The 22,693-nt window shown below is 44.5% G+C and carries 16 protein-coding genes; 8 read left to right on the top strand and 8 right to left on the bottom strand.

Features of this window, described 5'->3' with window-relative positions:
* Positions 1–505 precede the first annotated feature (505 nt).
* Positions 506–1,345 carry a fatty acid metabolism transcriptional regulator FadR gene (gene fadR, locus DPF91_RS10745; protein WP_117234427.1) on the top strand — a complete coding sequence of 280 codons (840 nt, stop codon included), beginning with the start codon at positions 506–508 and terminating at the stop codon, positions 1,343–1,345.
* A gap of 72 nt (positions 1,346–1,417) precedes the next feature.
* On the opposite strand, the gene DPF91_RS10740 is transcribed toward fadR, so the two are convergent.
* From DPF91_RS10740 to DPF91_RS10720, 5 genes are all read right to left on the bottom strand, one after another.
* Positions 1,418–4,480 (bottom strand): error-prone DNA polymerase, encoded by a 3,063-nt coding sequence (locus DPF91_RS10740; RefSeq protein ID WP_117234426.1) that lies wholly within the window; start codon positions 4,478–4,480, stop codon positions 1,418–1,420.
* Positions 4,481–4,522: 42 nt separating this feature from the next.
* Entirely contained in the window at positions 4,523–5,947 is a 1,425-nt protein-coding gene (locus DPF91_RS10735; RefSeq protein WP_117234425.1) for a Y-family DNA polymerase, read from the bottom strand.
* 12 nt (positions 5,948–5,959) lie between these two features.
* Entirely contained in the window at positions 5,960–6,679 is a 720-nt protein-coding gene (gene imuA, locus DPF91_RS10730; protein ID WP_117234424.1) for a translesion DNA synthesis-associated protein ImuA, read from the bottom strand.
* A 264-nt stretch (positions 6,680–6,943) separates the two neighbouring features.
* Positions 6,944–7,708, bottom strand: a complete 765-nt coding sequence (miaE, locus tag DPF91_RS10725) for a tRNA isopentenyl-2-thiomethyl-A-37 hydroxylase MiaE (protein WP_117234423.1) — start codon at positions 7,706–7,708, stop codon at positions 6,944–6,946.
* 88 nt (positions 7,709–7,796) lie between these two features.
* Positions 7,797–8,561, bottom strand: a complete 765-nt coding sequence (locus DPF91_RS10720; protein ID WP_117234422.1) for a DNA repair protein — start codon at positions 8,559–8,561, stop codon at positions 7,797–7,799.
* A gap of 310 nt (positions 8,562–8,871) precedes the next feature.
* Here DPF91_RS10720 and cysB point away from each other — a divergent pair, with 310 nt between their 5' ends.
* Together cysB and DPF91_RS10710 are read left to right on the top strand one after the other, a co-directional pair.
* Entirely contained in the window at positions 8,872–9,846 is a 975-nt protein-coding gene (cysB, locus tag DPF91_RS10715) for an HTH-type transcriptional regulator CysB (protein WP_117234421.1), read from the top strand.
* 63 nt (positions 9,847–9,909) lie between these two features.
* Positions 9,910–11,106, top strand: a complete 1,197-nt coding sequence (locus DPF91_RS10710; RefSeq protein ID WP_117234420.1) for a methyltransferase — start codon at positions 9,910–9,912, stop codon at positions 11,104–11,106.
* Between the two features lie 93 nt (positions 11,107–11,199).
* Here DPF91_RS10710 and DPF91_RS10705 read toward each other — a convergent pair whose 3' ends face one another.
* Positions 11,200–13,086 carry a methyl-accepting chemotaxis protein gene (locus tag DPF91_RS10705; protein WP_117234419.1) on the bottom strand — a complete coding sequence of 629 codons (1,887 nt, stop codon included), beginning with the start codon at positions 13,084–13,086 and terminating at the stop codon, positions 11,200–11,202.
* A 280-nt stretch (positions 13,087–13,366) separates the two neighbouring features.
* Entirely contained in the window at positions 13,367–14,491 is a 1,125-nt protein-coding gene (gene ald, locus DPF91_RS10700) for an alanine dehydrogenase (protein ID WP_117234418.1), read from the bottom strand.
* A 156-nt stretch (positions 14,492–14,647) separates the two neighbouring features.
* Between ald and lrp the strand changes: the two genes are divergently transcribed.
* The 5 genes from lrp to serS all read left to right on the top strand — a co-directional run bounded on the left by lrp (position 14,648) and on the right by serS (position 21,827).
* Positions 14,648–15,142: a leucine-responsive transcriptional regulator Lrp gene (lrp, locus tag DPF91_RS10695; RefSeq protein WP_117234417.1), complete on the top strand. Its 495-nt coding sequence runs from the start codon at positions 14,648–14,650 to the stop codon at positions 15,140–15,142.
* A 155-nt stretch (positions 15,143–15,297) separates the two neighbouring features.
* A complete protein-coding gene (locus DPF91_RS10690; protein WP_117234416.1) occupies positions 15,298–18,462 on the top strand; it encodes a DNA translocase FtsK 4TM domain-containing protein in 3,165 nt (1,054 codons plus the stop codon).
* Between the two features lie 14 nt (positions 18,463–18,476).
* Positions 18,477–19,070 carry an outer membrane lipoprotein periplasmic chaperone LolA gene (lolA, locus tag DPF91_RS10685; protein ID WP_117234415.1) on the top strand — a complete coding sequence of 198 codons (594 nt, stop codon included), beginning with the start codon at positions 18,477–18,479 and terminating at the stop codon, positions 19,068–19,070.
* 9 nt (positions 19,071–19,079) lie between these two features.
* Positions 19,080–20,429, top strand: a complete 1,350-nt coding sequence (locus DPF91_RS10680; RefSeq protein WP_117234414.1) for a replication-associated recombination protein A — start codon at positions 19,080–19,082, stop codon at positions 20,427–20,429.
* 90 nt (positions 20,430–20,519) lie between these two features.
* Positions 20,520–21,827: a serine--tRNA ligase gene (serS, locus tag DPF91_RS10675; protein WP_117234413.1), complete on the top strand. Its 1,308-nt coding sequence runs from the start codon at positions 20,520–20,522 to the stop codon at positions 21,825–21,827.
* Between the two features lie 108 nt (positions 21,828–21,935).
* On the opposite strand, the gene DPF91_RS10670 is transcribed toward serS, so the two are convergent.
* The gene (locus DPF91_RS10670; RefSeq protein ID WP_117234412.1) at positions 21,936–22,679 is read right to left on the bottom strand and encodes a YciK family oxidoreductase; all 744 of its coding nucleotides are present in this window, start codon (positions 22,677–22,679) and stop codon (positions 21,936–21,938) included.
* Between the last annotated feature and the right edge of the window lie 14 nt (positions 22,680–22,693).

Raw genomic sequence — 22,693 nt, 5'->3', positions numbered from 1 at the left:
TTGCAATATAAGTTTGCAACCTTGCCAAGTCACTCCCCATTTGACGATAAGCAGTACAAAATTCTCGACCGCAACAATACCTTTACTTAACATTTAGTCAACATTAAATATAAAGGGATTGTCAAAAACGCGATCAATGTGGGTAGGATATCATGCTTTTTATGATTACTAGAGTTTTAAATTATAAACGGGGTGAAATGATTAAAAATTACAGTTTAGTGACAAGAAATGTTGATTTGAGACAAAAATAACTGAGCTTTCGTGAATGAGTTGATATTCCACACCCACCGTACAGTAAGGGATTAAATAATACTTTTTGATTAAGGTGATAAAAAACTTAATGATTGATAGGTATTGCTCTTAGTTTTATTCAGAAACATTTGGGGTGGAAGTACTTTTGAAGCGTAATCGTATAACTAGGGTGTTAAATTTTAGAATCCCAAAAACTAGTGGTATGATGAGTGAATTAATAATTTTATAACGAATAAATTGGATAATCGATTCGATGGTCATTAAGGCAAAAAGTCCAGCTGGTTTCGCTGAGAAGTACATTATTGAAAGCATCTGGAATGGACGCTTTCCTCCAGGCTCAATCCTACCCGCAGAGCGTGAGCTATCTGAACTGATTGGTGTAACTCGTACCACTCTTCGTGAAGTTCTTCAGCGTCTTGCTCGTGATGGTTGGCTAACCATCCAACATGGTAAGCCGACAAAAGTTAACCAGTTCATGGAAACATCTGGTTTACACATTCTCGACACGCTAATGACACTAGATGTCGATAATGCAACCAACATTGTTGAAGATCTGCTTGCTGCGCGTACTAATATCAGCCCTATTTTCATGCGCTATGCATTTAAGGTTAATAAAGAAGCGTCCGAGAAGACCATCACTAATGTGATTGAAAGCTGTCAAAGCCTACTCGACGCAGAAAGCTGGGATACGTTTATTGAATCTTCACCTTATGCAGAGAAAATTCGTCAATCAGTAAAAGATGATGGTGAGAAAGATGAAGAGAAGCGTCAATCAATTCTGATCGCGAAAACATTCAACTTCTATGATTACATGTTGTTCCAACGTTTGGCTTTCCACTCAGGAAACCAGATTTACGGCCTAATCTTCAACGGTCTGCGCAAGCTATATGATCGCATCGGTAGCTACTACTTCTCTAATGCAGAAGCACGCCAGCTTGCGATTGCATTCTACCAAGAGCTGCTACAAATCTGTGAAAACGATGAGCGTGAAAAGCTACCTCTAGCAATCCGTAGCTACGGTATCTCAAGCCGTGAGATCTGGAATGAAATGAAGCAAACGCTTCCTACTAACTTCACTGAAGACGACAGTTAATCAGTCTACTTATTGAGTATGAATTAAACGGACGCTTTTAGCGTCCGTTTTAGTATTCGCAGTGTTGTTGTGTTAATGAAAGTCCCGTGAGTGAATACTTAACTTGCCAAGCTCATCGGTCAGGTCGATTAACTTACCCGCAATGACGTGAATGACTTCTCCCTCACGTTCAAGGATCCCTTTGACCATCATCACCTTTGCGGTTAAGTATGCTTTCTGCTGTGCTCGAGCGGTCGATCCCCAAATCACAACGTTAATATTTCCGGTATCATCTTCTAGAGTTACGAAGGTGACTCCGGCTGCCGTTCCTGGTGATTGTCGTCCTGTTACTACGCCAACGACCGTTACCATTGATTTATGAGAGTGTTGCTTGAGTTCTGTCATGCGAGTGAATTTAGACAAAGCACCTGAGCGCTCCAGTAGAGTAATAGGATGATGCTCTAAACTGATGCTGGTGGACTCGAGATCTTCCAATAATGTATCCATATCACTTGGAGCATATTGATAGTTGGCTTCCTCTTCTTGTAAGCCCTGAAATAGCGGTAGATCTTGCAGGTCTTCCATCATTTTCCAGCGCGCATCGTAACGATTGTTGCTCATTGCTCGAAAGGCATTGGCAGAGGCAAGCTTTTCGAGTTCTCCCTTATTCAATCCAATCTGCTTAAGTTGGTTCGGGTGATGGTAGCCTCGTGCTGGTCTGTTAATACGAATAGTTTCGGCAGCTTGATGATTCAGTCCTTTTATCAAGCGTAAGCCTAATTGAACAGTACATGCATTGAGTACCTTATGGTGATAGTCCGAATGGTTTACACAGATAGGCTGTATATTCATCTGATGTCGTTTGGCATCTTGTAATAGCTGTGATGCGGAGTAAAAGCCCATAGGTAAACTGTTCAATAGAGAAGTATAAAACTCAGCTGGGTAATAATGCTTTAACCAGGCAGAAGTGTAGGCGAGTACCGCAAAGGAGGCCGAATGGCTCTCTGGGAATCCGTACTCACCAAAGCCACAAATCTGGTCAAATAACTGCTCTGCGAATTGGAGTTCATAACCATTCGCCAACATGCCAGTAATGAGTTTATCTTTGAACTTGAAGACATTACCGTTCTTTTTCCATGCTGCCATCGCTCGTCTGAGTTTGTCTGCCTCACCACCGCTGAATCCAGCGGCTACCATGGCAAGCTTGATCACCTGCTCTTGGAAGATAGGGACTCCCATGGTTCGTGCCAATACCTCTTTCACTTCTTCTGAAGGGTAGGTGATAGGCTCAATGCCATCACGTCGTTTAAGGAATGGATGTACCATGTCTCCCTGTATCGGTCCTGGGCGAACAATCGCAATTTGAATCACTAAGTCGTAGTAACAAGCCGGTTTTAAACGTGGCAACATACTCATTTGCGCCCGAGACTCGATTTGAAAGACGCCAACGGTATCTGCTTTTTGCAGCATGGCATAAACCGCAGGATCGTCTTTGCGTCTGGTAATATCGGCAATGCTGTATTGTTTGCCCGTTCTCTGTTGGATGGCGGTAAAGCACTTACGAATTGCGGTCAGCATACCGAGAGCAAGTACATCGACCTTGAGTAACCCTAGGCTTTCTAAATCGTCTTTATCCCATTGGATCACAGTACGATCAGTCATGGACGCATTCTCCACAGGAACTAATTCGTAGAGAGGCCCAGAGGCAATCACAAAACCACCTACGTGTTGTGATAGGTGACGAGGAAAACCGATGATCTCATCAACCAGTTCAATAAACTGCCGCCCTTTAAGCGAATCGGGTTGGATGCCTAGCTTGACGAGTTGAGATTGCCATGGCAGTGAGCGGTCACGACGATTCACGTTCTTAATGAAAAAGTCGAGTTGAGCCTCTTGAATGCCGAGTGCTTTGCCAACATCTCGCACCGCGCTTTTAAAGCGATAAGAGATGACAGTTGCTGCTAGCGCCGCTCTTTCACGCCCATATTTTGTGTAGATGTACTGGATGACTTCTTCGCGTCGCTCATGTTCGAAGTCTACGTCGATATCAGGCGGCTCATCACGTTCTTTACTGATGAACCGTTCAAACAGTACCGATACTTGCCTAGGATCGACCGCTGTGATTTCCAAGCAATAACAGACGATAGAGTTAGCAGCTGAACCCCGACCTTGGTACAGAATCCCTTGGGATTTTGCGAACATGACGATGTCGTGAATCGTTAGAAAAAAGAATGGGTACTTTTGTTCTTCGATTAACGTTAATTCTTTTTCGATTGTCTCTGCGATATCTTTTGGCACACCCTGAGGAAAGCGCAATTGCTTTCCTCCCTCTACTAGCTGACGTAGGTAACTCATGGGTGTTTCACCTTGTGGAATGAGCTCACTAGGATATTGATAGCTTAATTCTTTCAGCTCAAACGTACATTGCTGAGCGATAAAGACGCTTTCTTCAATCCATTCAGTTGGAAATAATCGAGACAGCTTCTCTTTGCTTCTTAATGACCGCTCAGTATTACTGAGAAGCTCTGAACCAAGTTGTTCCACAGGTTTAAGCTGTTTGATTGCAGTTAAGGTGTGCTGGAGTGAAAGTCGTTCTGCGGTGTGCATTAGTACGCCACCGCAGGCGGTAATAGGAATAGAAAATTGTTGGCCGAGCTTATAACAATAATGTAGAAACTCTTTTTCTCTGTCTTGTAGGTGACGTTGAACCCCAATCCATAGCCGATGCTGGTGGTGTTGATTTAGCCATTGTGCCCAGTGTTGGTCAGATTCTTTTTCGCACGGCAACCATAAAACGAAGCAATGCTTTATCGACATCAAATCCCATTCAGCTAATTGATACTCTCCTTTTTCGGAACGACGTCGAGCATTAGTAATGATGCGGCATAGTTCGGCGTAAGCGAGTTTGTTAGGACACAACAATACAACCTGGCAGGTCTCATTGAGCCAAAACATGCTACCGACAATTTGCTTGATGGAAAGTTGATGATCCTTGATGGCGGTATGGGCACGAACGACACCGGCAACGGAGCATTCATCGGTGATAGCAATGGCCTCATAACGTAAGAAATCGGCTTGCAGCACCAATTCCTCTGCGTGGGATGCCCCGGTGAGAAAAGAGAAGTTACTTTGGCAAAAAAGTTCGGCGTATTTCATCGTTTATACATGACTAATGACTAATAAATACGTTGTGGCGGCTTACCCAAAAAGCCCATGCACAAACCACTGTTTATCTGGGCTTTTAAATATCCATAACCACTGGCCTTCATCACTTTGAGCAATGAAATAATCACGCATCACGGAGTGTTCATCCCACCAGCCTGTGACTATTCTTTCTGGCCCTGAAATAAGCGTGCACTTATGCTCTAGCGGTTTGGGCTCTGAGTACAGAAAACTAGGGCGTAATTTCACGCTATCTGAACATGCAATGTTGCGCTTTTCTCCATCTTGATGAGCAGGATAGCGACGATTTGAATATTCAGGCCTAGGGTCTGAAGTCGGGGTGATCTTTTGTACCTTTTCTTTTCCTAATTTAGCTTGGAGTAGGGAAATGAGCTCCAGAGGTGATAATTGCCCCCTCTTACTATCAAAAAGATCATCGTTATGGCTTTCCAAATTGCCTTGTCGAACGGCTTTAAGAGTAAGCCCATTGACGGCGGACTCTATTTGGATACTTTCCATGACCAGCTTTGATAGTTGGGCCCATTGAGAGGCTCGATATTCTCCAGCCGCTGAGGTGACAGAAAACGCTTGAGGCTTTGTATCACGCTGATGCAAGACAATTTCAAGTTCGTACACAACAAGGTTGCGACTCAGTAGAAAAGTTTCTAGTTGTGAGAACAGTTTTGCCAAGGGCTTTTCTAGCCATTGAATATTCTCGATGTCATAAAGTAGCTCAACATAGCGAGAAAATTGCTCTGGTGGGTGATAAAAGGTGACATTGGTTTTAAACCGGCCGCTTAATTGACCTACGTAATTCACTAACTGGATATCAAACTTACGGGCCAATTCCTGGATTGGTAGAGCGAGTAGCTCTTTGATGGTTTTAATGCCGACTCTTTTTAACTGCTCAATGGTTTTCGTTGATAAATGGGTATGTGAATGTAGACCTGTTAACTCAATCGGTAAGGTCGAGAGTGCCTGCTTCAATAAGGCTTCATCAGTTGTCGCCGATTGAGATCCTGAGAGAGCAAGCAGTTGAGCTTGTTGCATTGAATAGCCAAAAGCAAAGTGGTAACTAACCTTGAGCTCATCGAGATGCTCAGAGAGTTGCTGCCAATAGTTATGAAAACCTTCATATAGACTTAACATATGAGTCACCCGTACAAGAATGCCTTGTGGCGGATAAAGCGCAATATCCGATGTTTTGAGATACAACCACTGAGCAATATCTTTGATCTTATTGTGCTCTATCTCGGCGTTATATTGATGAACTTGGATGTCATGGCACAAAGCCGCAGCACTGGCGAGCCCCATACCACTTTTAATCCCGACTTCCTTTGCCGCTTGATTGACTTGAACGATGTGGTGGTGCAACCCATCAACCACAGCAATAGGCTGTTCAATATCAGCGAACAGACTATCGAGTTGTAATGTCGGGAAGTGTAGGTAGAGCCAAAGCATAGTGGTGTACAATTAGTGAGCATAACGCTTGTGTGGTGCTGGGAAAGCAACGATCTGCGCACTTTGTGCCTCGATAACTTGACTAGTAAGGCGAGGCCAATATTGCCCCATTGATACGACAAAGCTTGAGCGTGAAAAACCGCCCTTACGTTTGGTAATAGACACTCTGATCCCCTCCTGATCAGGGCTCAGAGCCAAGCTTAATGAAATAGGCAGAGAGAGTGCGTTCGCTTGTGGCTTTTTCATCACGAACTGCAAGCATTTACCATGTTCGCTAGCGACTTGTAAACGTTTTGCTTGGTGGATTTCGAGCTCTTGTTGCCATAGCAATACCGCACCGCAACAGCCACTTTTGAGTGATTGCTCTGCCGCCCAGAGTGCTGCGTTAAAATCTTGCTCCTCAATGATCACGATATTGTTGTAATTGATCCCTTGTTCTAAAAAAGCATGACCATTCACATCCGCCGGTGGGTTGATCAAGACACACAACCTTTCTTCTGATTCTTGCTTTAAGTAAGGCATTAAGAGTCGTAATTCACCAATCCCCGCCTCGGAAGCAATTTCAACCACCCCATGAGTAGGAAAACCACCCTGAAGCTTTTCATCGAGATCTGAAAATCCAGTGCTATTTAACACTTGTTGCGCAGGTGCACGATTCGCAGACCACAGTAGGTTCTGCTGCTGTAGCACTTTGATGGAGGAGGGCGTGTCCGATACAGAATGAAGAGACATATCAATTACCAATATACTGTTTATATATACAGTATATTGGTAATTGAGGAAGTGGCAAGAGTTAAGTGTTGAAGAGTAGCAATCATCGCTGATGACAGTTCGAGTCAGGCAGCAAAATCTTATGATACTGGCGTCAGTGTTAGTCGCTAATCACTTAATGTGAACGGTCATCATTTTCTAATGAGCAACAAAATAAAGAGGGTTGATGCGTTCACATCAACCCTCCAAAATTCTAGCTCTCTAGCTCTCTAGCTCTCTAGCTCTCTAGTTCTCTAACTTGGGCATACCACTGTGGAACTTGAAGTCAGCATCTATTGAGGTGATGAGTTCAGCCTCTACTTGAGCAAAATGCTCAACTCGCTCAGAGATATCTTTCCCTGCTATTTGCTCTGCTAGTTCTAGGTAATCTTGGTAATGGCGAGCTTCTGAACGTAGAAGCGAGACGTAGAACTTTTCCATATCTTCTTCTAGGAAAGGGGCCAATTTCGCAAAGCGTTCGCATGAACGAGCTTCAATAAAGGCTCCAATAATCAGTTTGTCGACCAGCGCATCTGGCTCATAGGTTTTGACGTGTTTGATTAACCCTTTTGCATAGCGGCCCGCTTCGATAGGCTCGTAAGTTACGCCTTTTTTCTCCATCAGTTCCATGACTTGGTAAAAGTGGTGCAGTTCTTCTTTGATCAGCAAGACCATTTTATCGATTAGGTCTTGTCCGTAATCACAGCCTTGTTTTGGCGTAATTTGTTTTGAAGCGTTACTCTTTCCACGAAGAGTTTCTAAGCTTCCTTCGCGGCGGTAAGCATAAAGCTCGTATGGTTTGATCCACTCATTGAGCTGAATAGCACTTTCTTTATCAACCGCATATTTCCGAATGAGGAATAGGGCGCTTTGAGCGGCTTTAAGTTCACATAACATGTGATCCCTTAAGATCACGGAAAGGTTCTCTGGTTTTTTCGCTTCCTCAATCCAAGCGTCAGGGGTGCGTGCTTTTAAGAAAGAATGAATCGGTTCTAGAAGTTCTTGATACATAACAATTCGTCAGAAAGTGATTGTCGTTTAAATAAAAGAAAGGCTGCACAGATTGCAGCCCTTCGGAATCAGTCTTATGAGTGGCAAACTACCACTTCTTCTTCGCGCCAAAAAGAGCATCCATGTCGTTGTCTTTTTCTTTGTCTTCGAGCTCTTGACGCTCTTCAGCACTTTTATTTGCTCGTTTTTGGTCAAGCTCATTGAGCATTTCTTGCAGTTTCTCACGCGCTTTATTGGAGTATGCGTCATTTTTAGATGACAGTGCATCAATACCTTTTTTGAGAAGCTGTAGTGCAGTGCCTTGCTGGCCACGAACCACGGCTTCATTAGCTCGCTTGATGACATTTTCAATGTTGATGCGGATTTGGATCGTCTCTAGGCGAGCGTTCTCAGCGACGTAACTTTGTGTATCAAAGCGCCCCTTATTGTGTTCATTACGGATTGTATCGCGCAGTTTTTTAACCAACTTGAGCATAACAATCGCTTGTTTATCGCTCGAAGGGCTCTTAAACGGTGTTGTCTCTTTTTGGTCGTAGTTTTCTGTTAGTTGCTTAACTTGTGCGCGCATGTTTTCAACACGTTGAGCAAGCTGCTTATTCTTAGGGTCTAGCTCTAGCATAGACTCAAGGCAATCCAGGATACGAGTATTGAGGCAAACCAGCAATTCCTTACTAAATGGAAGGTGGTTAGCACTGCTAATCAGGTCTTCAGTTGAATCGATGACTGCTAAGTATCGAGCCGATTCTTGGCGCTTCGTCGTTTCAACCTTCATTTTGTACTGCAGCATAACGTTGTAGCCAAGTACAAGTACCAGCAGAATAGCAACTAACGCAATGATTAAACCAATATCCATAAAATCCGTATCTGAGTTCTTATCTTAACAATTTAAGAATACATTATTCTCTATAGAGTGGCATTCATTTGCACACGTCTAAAACATTTACTTTTGGCATTCTAACAATAAAAAATCCAATTGTGATGCAAAAGATAAAGATATGTGAGGCATTGTGGGAAGCTGAGCCAAGTTTTGTCGGAGATTTCATAACTTTAGCTTTATAGCAATTCATTATATAGATGCTGTTACTTTTTTGCTATTTGGATTAAGCTAGAGCGTAGAGCTATAAAAGAATTTTCTATAAAGGAATTTGTACAGGGAGCATGCAATGAAGCTGCAGCAGCTAAAGTATATTGTTGAGGTTGTTAATCATAACCTTAACGTTTCTGCGACCGCAGAAAGCCTCTATACCTCTCAACCAGGTATCAGTAAACAAGTTCGACTGCTTGAAGATGAACTCGGTATTCAAATTTTTGAGCGTAGTGGTAAGCACCTAACTCAAGTGACTAACGCGGGTGAAGAGATCATTCGCATTTCACAAGAGATTTTATCACGCGTTGAAAGCATTAAAGCTGTCGCAGGTGAGCACACGCACCCAGAGATGGGAACACTGAATATCTCTACCACTCATACTCAAGCACGTTATGCTCTGCCTGATGTCATCAAGGGCTTTACGGCGCGGTACCCTAAAGTGTCGCTTCACATGCACCAAGGTACACCTGCTCAGATGTCAGAAGCGGTAGCCAAAGGTACGGCGAATTTTGCCATAGCAACAGAAGCGCTCCATCTCTACCAAGATTCTGTGATGTTGCCTTGTTATCATTGGAATCGCTCTATTGTCGTGACCAAAGACCACCCGCTAGCACAGAAAGAGACGATTTCCATCGAAGATTTGGCAGCATATTCGCTGGTCACTTATGTCTTTGGTTTTACTGGGCGCTCCGAGCTAGATACTGCATTTAATAAAGTTGGTCTGACCCCTAAGGTTGTATTCACGGCAACGGATGCCGATGTGATAAAAACTTACGTTCGCATGGGGATCGGTGTTGGTGTCATAGCGAGTATGGCTATCGACCAAGACCAAGACGATGATTTAGTCGCGATTGATGCAAGCCATATCTTTGGTTCGAGCACCACGAGTATTGGTTTTAGACGTGGTACCTTCTTACGCTCTTACATGTTTGATTTTATGGAGCGTTTCGCTCCTCATCTAACTAGACCCGTCGTCGAACAAGCGATATCCCTGAAGTCAAATCAAGAGATTGAGGAAATGTTTAAAGATATCGAGCTTCCTGTTCGTTAAACATTCTTCTTTTGTCCTAACCCACTTCCCCTTACAATCAGCGAGAAATTTGTAGGGGGAATAATGCAAACCGCTTTCACACAACTCAGTCAACTACTTCAACAATATCGACCACTTTGGCAGGTTGAGGCTTTTTACGCTTGTCGAAAATCTCAAGTAGAATGGGCTGTTCAGTATCCTGAGTTGTATCAATGGCTGTTATCCCTATCCTGGGAAGAGGTAGACAGCTACAAGCAAGATACCCGCAAGTTGATTGAAGCGGTCAACTCAATGTTTCCTGTTGCTAGCGTCTTGCAACAATTAACCAACTTGGACACTTTGGATTCTGAAGAAAGTCCTGTCCTGAATAGTATTTTTTCGGGAGTTCCCGGTAGAAAGGTCGAACAGATTCGTCGCTTTGGTCAGTATGCACTTGCTTATCACCAAGGCGACGAATGGCTCGAGTGGTGTGCTGGTAAAGGATACCTAGGAAGAGTTCTAAGTAGTGGTTCTGGTGACCCAACCCTGAGCTTTGAATGGCAAGAGTCTCTTTGTGAATCTGGACAACATGAGGCCAACAAGTTGGGGCTGAATATGACCTTTGTTCAAGGGGATGCGTTCTCAGAAAAAGGTGCCGCGGTACTATCTAAGCAACACGCTGTTGCGTTGCATGCGTGTGGTGATTTACATGTACGCCTGCTAAAGCTTGGTGCAAAGAGTCAACTACCTGCGATGACCGTCTCTCCCTGTTGTTACCATCTCATTCATGATGAACATTACCAGCCCCTATCTCAGCTTGGCCAGCAACTCGATCTTCAACTGAACAAAACGGAGCTGCGTATCCCACTGCAAGAAACGGTAACGGGTGGAGAGCGAGTAAAACGTCACCGACAGCTAGAAATGTCCTACCGGCTTGGCTTGGATGCGCTGCGTTGCGATGAACTCAATGAGCAAGAATATCAATCAGTACCAAGTATTCAAAAGTCTAAACTGAATGACGGATTTGAAGCGTTCTGTCGCTGGGCAGAAGAGAAGAAACAGTTTGGTTTGATGGAGCATGATTGGCCGCGTTATGAGTCGATTGGTCAGCAACGATTTGAATTGATGGAGCGTTTGAGTTTAGTGCAGCAATTATTCCGCCGTCCTTTAGAAATTTGGCTCGCGATGGATAAGGTTTCGTTTTTAAATGAATATGGCTATCAAACTCAGCTTAGCATTTTCTGTGATAGGCAAGTGACCCCTCGAAATCTGATTATTCACGCCAGTTTAAGTTACGATTAACGCAGCTCATATCTGCACGAGTTAAATGTAAAAAGACGAGGCACAAAGCCTCGTCTCTTCTATACAGCAATTTCGAGATGTTTTAGATGTAATCTAAGACAGCTTAAAGGTAGCCACTTTGTTTGTGAGCTCTTGTGCTTGCTGCTTGAGCTTGTTGGATTCGTTGGAGCTATCTTGCGTATTAACCACAAGGTCATCTGCAACATCTTTAATCGAAGTTATGTTTTGAGTGATCTCACCGGTTACATGTGTCTGTTCTTCTGCAGCAGTGGCAATTTGTGTTGCCATATCGCTGATAAGCGACACAGCGTTATGAATTTCACTCAAAGCACTGGTTGCTTCGTCGGCATCAGTGACAGAAGTATTCGCCAAACCAGAACTTGTATCCATCAAGCCTACTGCACGATTCGTTGTTTGTTGTAGTGTATCGATCGTTGCTTTGATCTCTTCTGTTGAGGCATGAGTGCGTTGCGACAACACTCGAACCTCATCTGCGACCACAGCAAAGCCACGGCCTTGTTCACCTGCGCGAGCGGCTTCAATTGCTGCGTTAAGGGCAAGTAGATTCGTTTGCTCCGCAATGCCTTGAATAGTCGATAGGACCGTAGAAATTTCTTGGGCATGGCGGTCAAGTTCGCTGATCACCGAGCTCGCTTCTGTCAGTTCCGTCGCTAGGCTGTTGATTGAACCACGAGTCTTCTGAACGAGAGATTGTCCGTAGTTTGTGCTTTCCGTCGAGCCTTGGGCCGCGTTTGCTGTTTGCTCTGCGTGAGACGCAATCTCTTTAGTCGCACTAGCAAGTTCTGTCACCGCTGTTGCCACTAGCGTAATCTCTTGTTGCTGCTGATGAATTTCAGCAACAGCGTTATTAGCGCGGCGAGTATTGTTGTTTGATTGCTCATTGATGAGGTAAGACTGCTCGCGCACATGACTAATCAGGTGTTGCAGACTGTCAACAAAGGTATTGAAGTTTTTGGCTAGCCGACCTACTTCATCGTTATTCTCAACGTCGATTCGTTGGGTCAGGTCACCACTGCCATTTGCAATTTGTTCTAGGGCTTGAGAAACGTTGTTCAGTGGTCTGAATAGGATGTTACAAAGTAGGTTGAACAGCAGTGTACAAAGGACCACTACAATTGCGGTAACAAGTACTTGTCCCCAAACGGCATCAAACAGGGGGGCGACTAGAGAGTCATAATTAATGACAGTCACTGTCGTTAAAGCAGTGCCTTTGATCTGTTGTGCATAGATGACAAACTCGTCACCTTCAATATTAGTTAGCTCAAAGCGACCAGATTGCGATGCACGGCGAACGATATTGAAGTCTAATCCGAGTTGACTCACAGATTGGTTTAATAGTTTGGCATTCTCATGAGTGAAGACATTACCTTGGTTGTTCGCAATGAACATATAACCTTCACCAGGTAAAATCACTTTATCTAAGCTGTTAAGAATATCCGTGATCTCAACATCTGCGCCTAGTACAACTTGTTGACCGTGAAGGTTTAGCGCCTTACCTAATGAAACGACGTTAGCACCTGTTGCAGCAGCGACCGTTGGGTTGTCCATAAACACTTGGCTTGGGTTAGCTAGGGCGTTGATGTACCAACCCCATTGGCGTGGGTCATCATTACCTGGTGGTAATACCACACCATTTGCATTTTCTTGGCTACCATCTGGGTAAGCTAAAAATACATTGTCAAAAGCGGCGGCGTGCTTAACTTGTTTGAGGTGAGTAACAATCGCTTCTCTGCTGACTTCTTGAGACAGTGAAGTCAGTGAACGTTCTTTAGAGAGCAACCAATCGGTAACGTACTGGTTGTAGGAAGCCGTTGTACTTTCTAAGCGTTGTTCAACTTCTGAATCCATGCGATCTAATGAAGCGTTAAAAGAAAGCGCTTCGACTAAAAGTCCACCAATTATGATGGCCACACTCGCTGATATTGCGAGTTTATTTTTTAATGATAGTTTTTTAAACATGGTGAATCTTATAGCAAGGTAATCTCATCCTTACAGAAGGATGAGCGAAAGTCGGCAAATATAATTTTTATACACAAAATAAATCATGATCGAGGTCTACTTTTAGAAAATTTAACCTCAATTATTAATAAAAACGTAAACTACCGGTTGGCTAAGTAAAATATTAATAACTAATGAAATAAAAAGTTGTAGAAAATATAAACAGCGAAGAAGTATGGAAACAAAAAACGCCCACCAAAGTGAGCGTTTTGAACCGGTGACGGGTTAAGCGCAAGCTTGATTAGTTGAACATTTCAATGGCTGATTTAGGCTCAACATATTCAAGGTCAAAGCTTTCAGCGACTTCTTTACAGGTTACTTTACCGTGGATAACGTTCAGGCCTTCTAGGAAGCCGTTATCTGTCAGTAGCGCTTGTTTATAGCCTTGATTTGCTAGCTTCACAATGTAAGGAAGCGTTGCATTGTTAAGAGCAAACGTAGAAGTACGTGCAACCGCACCTGGCATGTTTGCGACACAGTAGTGCACTACGTCATCGACAATATAAGTTGGATCTGCGTGGGTTGTGGCGTGAGAAGTATCGAAACAACCGCCTTGGTCAATAGCGACATCGACAACTGCTGCTCCAGGTTTCATCTTCGCAATGTGTTCTTTAGTCACAAGCTTAGGTGCTGCAGCTCCAGGGATGAGTACTGCGCCAATCACTAGGTCTGCCTCAAGAACATGCTTCTCGATTGCGTCTTCAGTAGAGTAAACCACTTTCGCACGGCCTTGGAACTCTTCATCTAAACGACGCAGCGTATCAATGTTGCGATCTAGAATAGTCACGTCAGCACGCATGCCCACCGCCATACGAGCGGCGTTTGCACCCACAACACCACCACCAACAACGACAACTTTCGCAGGTTCAACACCTGGTACACCACCAAGTAATAGGCCGCGGCCGCCGTGTGATTTTTCGAGTGTTTGTGCACCAGCTTGGATAGACATTCGCCCAGCAACCTCAGACATTGGTGCTAACAGTGGCAAGCGACCCATATTATCTGTTACAGTCTCATAGGCAATACAGACAGCTTTGCTCTTGATTAGCTCATCAGTTTGTGGAAAATCTGGTGCTAGGTGTAAATAAGTAAATAAAATTTGCCCTTCACGAAGCATAGCTCGTTCAACAGATTGAGGTTCTTTAACCTTTACAATCATTTCTGCTTTGGCGAAAACCTCAGCAGCAGTAGGAAGTATGGATGCACCTACAGCGATGTAATCATCGTCTGAAAAACCGATGCCAGAGCCGGCATTAGTTTCTACAAAAACTTGGTGACCATGTGAGATAAGTTCTCTCACGCTAGCTGGGATCATACCGACACGATACTCGTGGTTTTTGATTTCTTTTGGTACGCCAATGATCATCCTGACTCCTCGTTTTATTTTGGTTGTTATAACTATATGTAGGGTAATTCTGTCGAATTAATATCTAGTATAGAGCGCTATAAATAAAATTTGATACTGAATATTAAAAAGTTGTAGTATATTTATTTGCAAGGAAGTAATAAGGTGGAATAAAAAATGGCAGAAAATTATAAGAAGCCGTCCAAGGAACTCGATCGAATCGATCGCAACATTTTAAATGAGCTACAAAAAGACGGTCGAATTTCGAACGTTGAACTGTCTAAACGAGTGGGCTTGTCTCCAACGCCGTGTCTGGAGCGTGTTCGTCGTTTAGAACGTCAAGGCTACATTACTGGCTATACAGCCCTTCTTAATCCTCAATATCTTGATGCCTCTCTTTTGGTGTTTGTTGAAATTACGTTAAATCGTGGTGCACCAGATGTGTTTGAACAGTTTAATACAGCGGTTCAAAAACTGGATGATATCCAAGAGTGTCATTTAGTATCCGGTGACTTCGACTACTTGTTGAAGACCCGTGTATCAGATATGAGTGCTTACCGTAAGTTACTAGGCGATACTCTACTGCGTCTTCCGGGTGTAAATGACACTCGTACATACGTAGTAATGGAAGAAGTGAAGCAAAGTAACCAACTAGTGATTAAGACTCGATAGTCAATATCACTCAGGGTAGTTGATTCCCGCATTCAGGCTTATGACATTTAGTCCTGAATATGGTTAAATCTCAAGAGCGGCGTAAGCCGCTCTATTTATTTGTGATTCGAAAGGTTCGACATCACAGGATGTGATTATTTTTAGTTAGTTGGTTTATGCTCAAAGAGAACCCAAACACCGTTGAAACAATTCTTAAGACAGGGGAAGAGTCGAACAGTACCTCAAGGCTGAGTGGTTTTCAGCGTTTGCGGGAATGCGGTCTGATCCTGGGTATTTTAAGCTCGATTTTTTTTGCTATCGCATTATTGTCATTTAACCCAGCCGATCCCTCATGGTCACAAACCGCATGGGGTGGCACAGTTAATAATGCTGGTGGGCTATTAGGTGCTTGGATTGCCGATACACTCTTCTTCACTTTTGGTTCATTAGCCTACCCAATCCCGGTTATTTTAACGGCTGCTACTTGGATCAGTTTCCGTAATCGAGATAAAGAAGACAAAATTGATTTCATGATCTGGGGCACTCGTCTTTTAGGTCTGACTTTGCTCATTTTAACTGGGTGTGGGCTAGCGGATATTAACTTTGACGATATCTGGTATTTTTCTTCTGGTGGTGTGGTTGGTGATGTACTCACTAGCTTAGCTATGCCAACTCTCAATGTGCTAGGTTCTACACTGGTATTCCTTTTCTTATGGGGCGCTGGCTTTACGTTGCTCACAGGGATTTCTTGGCTAACGATAGTCGAGTGGCTTGGCAACGGCGCGATTGATGGCTTCACGTGGGTGGTGAATAAAATCCGCGGAACTAACAATGAAACTATCAAAGCTCAGCTGAATGACCCAGAGCCGAAACTTGACCAAGATGAAAATACGATTGGCTTCTCCATTCCAATGGATCAGGTTGACATTGATGATCCCCTGACAACTCAAACTGAGCCACAGACTCAAACGCCTGAGAAACGTCAATTTAATATTCATATGCCTTCAGCACCTCAATATGCAGAACCTGAGCATTCAGTCGAACAGCAAGCTCCTGTACATCATCAAATGGCGCAGCAAGCGACAAATCCACACCCCGTGTATCAACAAGCGACTCAGCAAGATGCTTCTCATAAGATTGAACAGTACGCTGATGAAGAACGTTCAAGACAGCTGGGTGCAACAATTGATCAGCTTGAGCAAGATGCTATTGCACATGACGACTTTGCGCAGCAAGAGTCTCAGCTAGCTTCTCGCGAGATAACTCAGACTGAAACTCAGCAGAAAAATGAAGCTGTTGTGCATGCACAAGATGAAGCCACTTCCGTTCAAGAAATTAGTGATGTCGAAGAACCTCTTATCTCGATGGAAACTTTGCAGCAGATTGCGCAAGAGTCTGATACTGCTCATCACCATATTGAGCCTACGACAGAACAAATCACTGCAGCAGTAGAAAGTACTCAACATGAGTTCATTACTCAAACGTCAGAAGCGGATTCTGCGGAGCAAGTAGTACGACAAACACCGACTGTTGAGCCTGTTGTTGAACAACCAGTATTTACTCCGGAAACACAAATTATTGAGCCAGTTGTTGAAGAACGAGTCTTTGACCAACCGAATGTTGAACCTCAAGGTTTTGAAGAGGTTGTTGCGCAGCAACATGTTGAAAGTGATGTCTCGGCACCAGTGTTTGAAGAAGTGACAGAACAAATTGCTGCAGAAGTGCCACCGGTTCATCAAGATGCGGATGTAGCTGCTTTCCAAAGTATTGTATCTGAAGCACAAGCCAATATGGCTGCAGAACAAAATCCATTCTTGGTACAAAAAGAGCCGAACTTACCCAAGCCAACCTCTCCAATGCCAACATTAGAATTGCTTTATCACCCAGAGAAGCGCGACAACTTCATCGACCGTGATGCACTTGAAGAGATCGCTCGCTTGGTTGAAGCTAAGCTGGCAGATTACAAGATCAAAGCCGAAGTAGTGGATATTTTCCCTGGCCCCGTGATCACTCGTTTTGAGTTAGACCTTGCTCCGGGTGTGAAGGTAAGCCGTATTTCAAGCCTTTCAATGGACTTAGCGCGTTCTTTGTCTGCAATGGCAGTGCGTGTTGTCGAAGTGATTCCTGGTAAACCTTATGTAGGCCTTGAGCTACCTAATATGAGCCGTCAAACCGTATTCTTCTCTGATGTGGTAGGCAGCCAACAGTTTATTGAAGCTAAATCACCAACCACCGTGGTTATGGGGCAGGACATTGCAGGTGAGGCAGTGATTGCGGATATCGGCAAGATGCCTCACGTGTTGGTTGCTGGTACTACCGGTTCAGGTAAGTCGGTGGGTGTAAACGTCATGATCTTGAGTATGCTGTACAAAGCAACGCCAGAAGATCTTCGTTTCATTATGATCGACCCGAAAATGTTGGAACTTTCTATCTATGAAGGTATCCCACATCTATTGTCGGAAGTGGTTACCGACATGAAGGATGCTTCAAATGCACTTCGTTGGTGTGTGGGTGAAATGGAGCGTCGATACAAGTTGATGTCAGCGGTCGGTGTAAGAAATCTAAAAGGCTACAACGACAAACTTAAGATGGCAGCGGAAGCAGGGCACCCAATTCGAGATCCATTGTGGCAGCCAGGCGATAGCATGGACCCTGAGGCTCCGTTACTTGAGAAGTTGCCGACGATTGTTGTTGTCGTGGATGAATTCGCTGACCTAATGATGGTTGTGGGTAAAAAGGTTGAAGAGCTGATTGCTCGTCTTGCTCAAAAAGCACGTGCAGCGGGTATTCACTTGATTCTTGCGACGCAACGTCCATCGGTAGATGTTATTACCGGTTTGATTAAAGCCAACATTCCAACGCGTGTCGCCTTCACTGTTTCTACTAAGACCGACTCACGTACTATCCTTGACCAAGGTGGGGCAGAATCGTTACTTGGAATGGGTGACATGCTTTATCTACCGCCAGGTTCAAGCCACACTATCCGTGTTCACGGCGCGTTTGCTTCGGACGATGATGTTCACGCGGTGGTCAATGATTGGAAAGCGCGCGGTAAGCCTCAATATATTGATGAGATCACGAATGGGGAACAAACAGCGGACACCCTTCTTCCCGGAGAGAAGATGGAAGGCGACGAGGATGTCGATCCATTGTTTGACCAAGTCGTTGAGCATGTAACGGAGACTCGTCGTGGCTCGGTTTCAGGCGTTCAGCGCAAGTTTAAGATTGGCTATAACCGAGCTGCGCGTATTGTTGAGCAACTCGAAGCTCAGGGTATTGTGAGTGCACCGGGCCATAACGGTAACCGTGAAGTTCTCGCGCCACCGCCGATTAAAGATTAATTTTAGGATTATAAATGAAAAAACTATTGGTTTTATTGCTAGCAAGCTGCTCAGTATTTGCTGCGCCAAAAGAAGAACTCAACCAACGCTTGACTATGAGCGAGGGTTTCAGTGCAGAGTTTGCTCAAAAGGTGATTAGCCCTGATGGTGAACTGTTGATGGAAGGTGAGGGTACCGTAGAAATTGCTCGCCCTAGTCTATTTCGTTGGGAAACCACTTACCCTGATGAGAACTTGCTAGTCTCTGATGGTGAAGACCTATGGTATTACAGTCCGTTTATCGAGCAAGTAACTATCTATAAGCAAGAGCAAGCGACAGCGCAAACGCCGTTCGTCCTACTCACTCGTAATCAAGCAAGCGATTGGGAAGCTTACCGTGTAGAGCAGAGTGCCGATGAGTTTACTCTGTTTCCAACTGCTGACGATTCAACTCAGGGCCAGTTCATCATTGAAATTGACGATAATGGCGTTGTGAAAGGCTTTAAGGTCGTTGAGCAAGATGGTCAACGCAGTGAATTTGTTTTTGCTCAAATTGAACAACAAAAGCCAGATAGCAAACGCTTTGCTTTCCAAGTGCCTGAAGGCGTTGAGATAGACGATCAACGATAAGAGTTATTAATGAGCAACTATTCATTAGACTTTTCAGGGGACGAAGATTTTCGTCCCCTTGCTGCAAAAATGCGCCCACAAACTGTCGAACAGTACATAGGGCAACAGCATGTTCTTGGACCAAACAAACCTCTGCGTAGAGCGTTAGAGGCGGGTCATATCCACTCGATGATTCTGTGGGGCCCACCCGGTACGGGTAAAACGACGCTTGCTGAAGTTGCTGCGAATTATGCTAATGCAGAAGTAGAGCGCGTGTCGGCGGTGACTTCTGGCGTAAAAGACATTCGGCTGGCTATCGATAAAGCTCGAGAGAACAAACTCAGCGGGCGCAGAACAATCTTGTTTGTTGATGAGGTGCACCGATTCAATAAATCGCAGCAAGATGCTTTCTTACCGCATATTGAAGACGGTACGGTTACCTTCATCGGTGCTACGACTGAGAATCCCTCGTTTGAGCTTAACAACGCATTGTTATCACGTGCCCGTGTATATAAGCTCACCTCCCTTTCTACTGAAGAAATTAAACAAGCCATAACGCAAGCGGTTGAAGATACTGAGCGTGGCTTAGGTAACGTTAAAGCTCAGTTTCATGATGAAGTTCTTGATAGTCTCTCAGAGCTAGTGAATGGTGATGCTCGTATGTCACTGAACTACCTTGAACTTCTTTATGATATGGCGCAGGAAACCTCAGAAGGTGAGAAGATTATCACCTTAGAGCTGCTAGCCGAGGTAGCAGGGACGAAAGTCTCTCGCTTTGATAACAAGGGTGATATTTGGTATGACCTTATTTCGGCAGTTCATAAGTCGATTAGAGGCTCTAACCCTGATGCGGCTTTATATTGGTCAGCTAGAATGATTTCGGCTGGTTGCGACCCTTTGTATATTGCTCGTAGGCTACTCGCTATTGCTTCTGAAGATATTGGCAATGCTGATCCTCGCGCTATGCAGGTTGCAATATCGGCTTGGGATTGCTTCCAGCGAGTGGGAGCTTACGAAGGTGAGAGGGCACTAGCGCAAGCGGTTGTTTATCTTGCTTGTGCTCCAAAGAGCAACTCAGTCTATACAGCATGGAAGCAAGCGTTGTCAGATGCGCGAGATCTACCCGAATATGAAGTCCCTCATCACCTACGCAATGCGCCAACTAACTTGATGAAAGATCTTGGGTACGGTGCTGAGTATCGATACGCGCATGACGAACCAGGCGCTTATGCTGCGGGGGAGGTCTATTTCCCTCCAGAAATGGAACAAACTCGTTACTATCATCCAACAAATCGAGGCTTAGAAACCAAAATTGGTGAAAAGTTAGATTACTTGGCTGATTTAGACGCAAAAAGCCCACAAAAGCGCTATGAAAAATAGTGTCTTTTCGTTATCGTTACCAAGATAAAATTTTTATAACGGATGAATGGTTTTCATCCGTTTTTCACAACCTAAAGCATAGGATTAACAATGCTGGATTCTAAATTACTTCGAACAGAGCTGGATGAAACAGCTGCTAAACTGGCGCGTCGTGGCTTTAAGCTAGACGTAGAGACTATTCGTGCACTTGAAGAACAACGCAAGTCCATTCAGGTAGAAGTAGAAAATTTACAATCCACTCGTAACTCTATCTCTAAGCAAATTGGCCAAAAAATGGCGGCTGGCGATAAAGAAGGCGCCGAAGAGATCAAGAAGCAGATTGGTACACTAGGTAGTGACCTTGAAGAGAAGAAAATAGAGCTAGCAGAAGTTCAGAGCAAGCTTGAAGATATTACTCTATCTGTACCTAACCTCCCTGCAGATGAAGTGCCAGATGGTAAAGATGAAGACGACAACGTAGAAGTTTCTCGTTGGGGTACACCAAAGACTTACGACTTTGAAGTGAAAGATCATGTTGACCTTGGTGAGATTGCTGGTGGTCTAGACTTTGCTAGCGCGACTAAAATCACTGGCGCACGCTTCATCGTGATGAAAGGTCAATTTGCACGCCTACACCGTGCAATCGCTCAGTTCATGCTTGATCTTCACACTGATGAGCACGGCTACACGGAGATGTACGTACCATACCTAGTGAACGCAGACAGCCTATATGGCACAGGTCAGCTTCCTAAGTTTGGTAAAGACTTGTTCCACACTGAGCCGCTTGAAGAGAAAGTAAACGATGAAGAGCCACGTAAACTGTCTCTGATTCCAACTGCTGAAGTACCTGTAACGAACATGGTTCGTGACACTATTTCTGATGAAGCGGACCTACCGCTTAAGATGACAGCTCACACGCCATGCTTCCGTTCAGAGGCGGGTTCTTACGGTCGTGATACTCGTGGTCTTATCCGTATGCACCAGTTCGATAAAGTTGAACTCGTTCAAATTACTCGTCCAGAAGACTCAATGGATGCACTAGAAGAGCTAACAGGTCACGCTGAGAAAGTTCTACAGCTTCTAGAGCTTCCATACCGTAAGGTTGTTCTGTGTACTGGCGATATGGGCTTCGGCGCTCGTAAGACCTACGACCTAGAAGTTTGGGTACCAGCACAAGAGACTTACCGTGAGATTTCTTCTTGTTCAAACATGTGGGACTTCCAAGCGCGTCGTATGCAAGCTCGTTTCCGTCGTAAAGGCGAGAAGAAGCCTGAGCTAGTACACACGCTAAACGGCTCTGGTCTTGCAGTTGGTCGTACTATGGTTGCAATCCTTGAAAACAATCAAGAAGCTGACGGTCGTATCGCAATTCCTGCTGTACTGCAGAAGTACATGAGTGGCATGACGCACATCGGCTAATCGCCACGCGATTGCGGAATAAAAGGGGGCTGACGTTTTTTACGTCAGCCCCTTTGTTTTGAGACGTAGCAATAGTTTCGCTTCGTATTATACCGAGCTTAAACTGATCTATCGTTTAGGCTGTGCATCGATGCACTGGCCGTTAACACTTTTGCTCTCAGGCGCCATTAGGTAAAGGTATAATGGCATGATATCGAGTGGCGTTTTTAGTGTCATTGCGTCTTCTGCCGGGTAGGCTTTTGCACGCATGCCTGTGCGTGTCGCTCCAGGGTTGACTGCGTTGACTCGAACAGAAGTATCGCTTAGCTCATCCGCCAGAACTTGCATCATGCCTTCAGTAGCAAACTTGGACATTGCATAAGTTCCCCAGAATGCTCGGCCGCTGTGGCCGACAGTTGAAGAAGTAAAGATAAGGCTGGCGTCGTCAGATTTACGTAGCAAAGGTAAAACTGCTTGTGTCATCAAGAACTGAGCTTTTACGTTTACTTGCATCAGTTCGTCATAAGTCTCTTCGTCGATTTGTTCAAACGGGCTAATCACACCTAATTGACTTGCGCTGTGAAGCACACCGTCAAGGCGACCGAATTGGCCTTCGATGGTTTCAACCATATCGATATAGTTCTGTTTCGTCGCACCCTTCATATCAAGAGGGACGATGGCTGGTTGTGCGAAACCAGCGGCTTCAATCGCGTCGTAGGTCGCTTCTAGTTTCTTTACTGTACGGCCCAAAAGAATCACCGTTGCACCCTGTTCAGCATAGCTGATAGCGGCTTGCTTACCGATGCCATCTCCTGCACCAGTAACGAGAATGACTTTATCTTTGAGGGCGTTATCAGCAATTGTGTAGTCCACGCAGTTTTCCTTGT

This window comes from Vibrio maerlii, assembly GCF_003415655.1.
In the GTDB taxonomy this organism is placed as follows: Bacteria; Pseudomonadota; Gammaproteobacteria; order Enterobacterales; family Vibrionaceae; genus Vibrio; species Vibrio maerlii.
The sequence above is the reverse complement of the archived record's forward strand: the minus strand, read 5'-3'. Positions and strand labels throughout refer to the sequence as shown.

Coding starts and splice junctions, on each gene's coding strand:
- DPF91_RS10705 (WP_117234419.1), bottom strand. CDS start 13,086: ATGTTTAAAAAACTATCATTAAAAAATAAACTCGCAATATCAGCGAGT.
- miaE (WP_117234423.1), bottom strand. CDS start 7,708: ATGTATCAAGAACTTCTAGAACCGATTCATTCTTTCTTAAAAGCACGC.
- serS (WP_117234413.1), top strand. CDS start 20,520: ATGCTGGATTCTAAATTACTTCGAACAGAGCTGGATGAAACAGCTGCT.
- DPF91_RS10740 (WP_117234426.1), bottom strand. CDS start 4,480: ATGAAATACGCCGAACTTTTTTGCCAAAGTAACTTCTCTTTTCTCACC.
- lolA (WP_117234415.1), top strand. CDS start 18,477: ATGAAAAAACTATTGGTTTTATTGCTAGCAAGCTGCTCAGTATTTGCT.
- lrp (WP_117234417.1), top strand. CDS start 14,648: ATGGCAGAAAATTATAAGAAGCCGTCCAAGGAACTCGATCGAATCGAT.
- DPF91_RS10680 (WP_117234414.1), top strand. CDS start 19,080: ATGAGCAACTATTCATTAGACTTTTCAGGGGACGAAGATTTTCGTCCC.
- DPF91_RS10690 (WP_117234416.1), top strand. CDS start 15,298: ATGCTCAAAGAGAACCCAAACACCGTTGAAACAATTCTTAAGACAGGG.
- DPF91_RS10735 (WP_117234425.1), bottom strand. CDS start 5,947: ATGCTTTGGCTCTACCTACACTTCCCGACATTACAACTCGATAGTCTG.
- DPF91_RS10720 (WP_117234422.1), bottom strand. CDS start 8,561: ATGGATATTGGTTTAATCATTGCGTTAGTTGCTATTCTGCTGGTACTT.
- DPF91_RS10710 (WP_117234420.1), top strand. CDS start 9,910: ATGCAAACCGCTTTCACACAACTCAGTCAACTACTTCAACAATATCGA.
- fadR (WP_117234427.1), top strand. CDS start 506: ATGGTCATTAAGGCAAAAAGTCCAGCTGGTTTCGCTGAGAAGTACATT.
- imuA (WP_117234424.1), bottom strand. CDS start 6,679: ATGTCTCTTCATTCTGTATCGGACACGCCCTCCTCCATCAAAGTGCTA.
- cysB (WP_117234421.1), top strand. CDS start 8,872: ATGAAGCTGCAGCAGCTAAAGTATATTGTTGAGGTTGTTAATCATAAC.
- ald (WP_117234418.1), bottom strand. CDS start 14,491: ATGATCATTGGCGTACCAAAAGAAATCAAAAACCACGAGTATCGTGTC.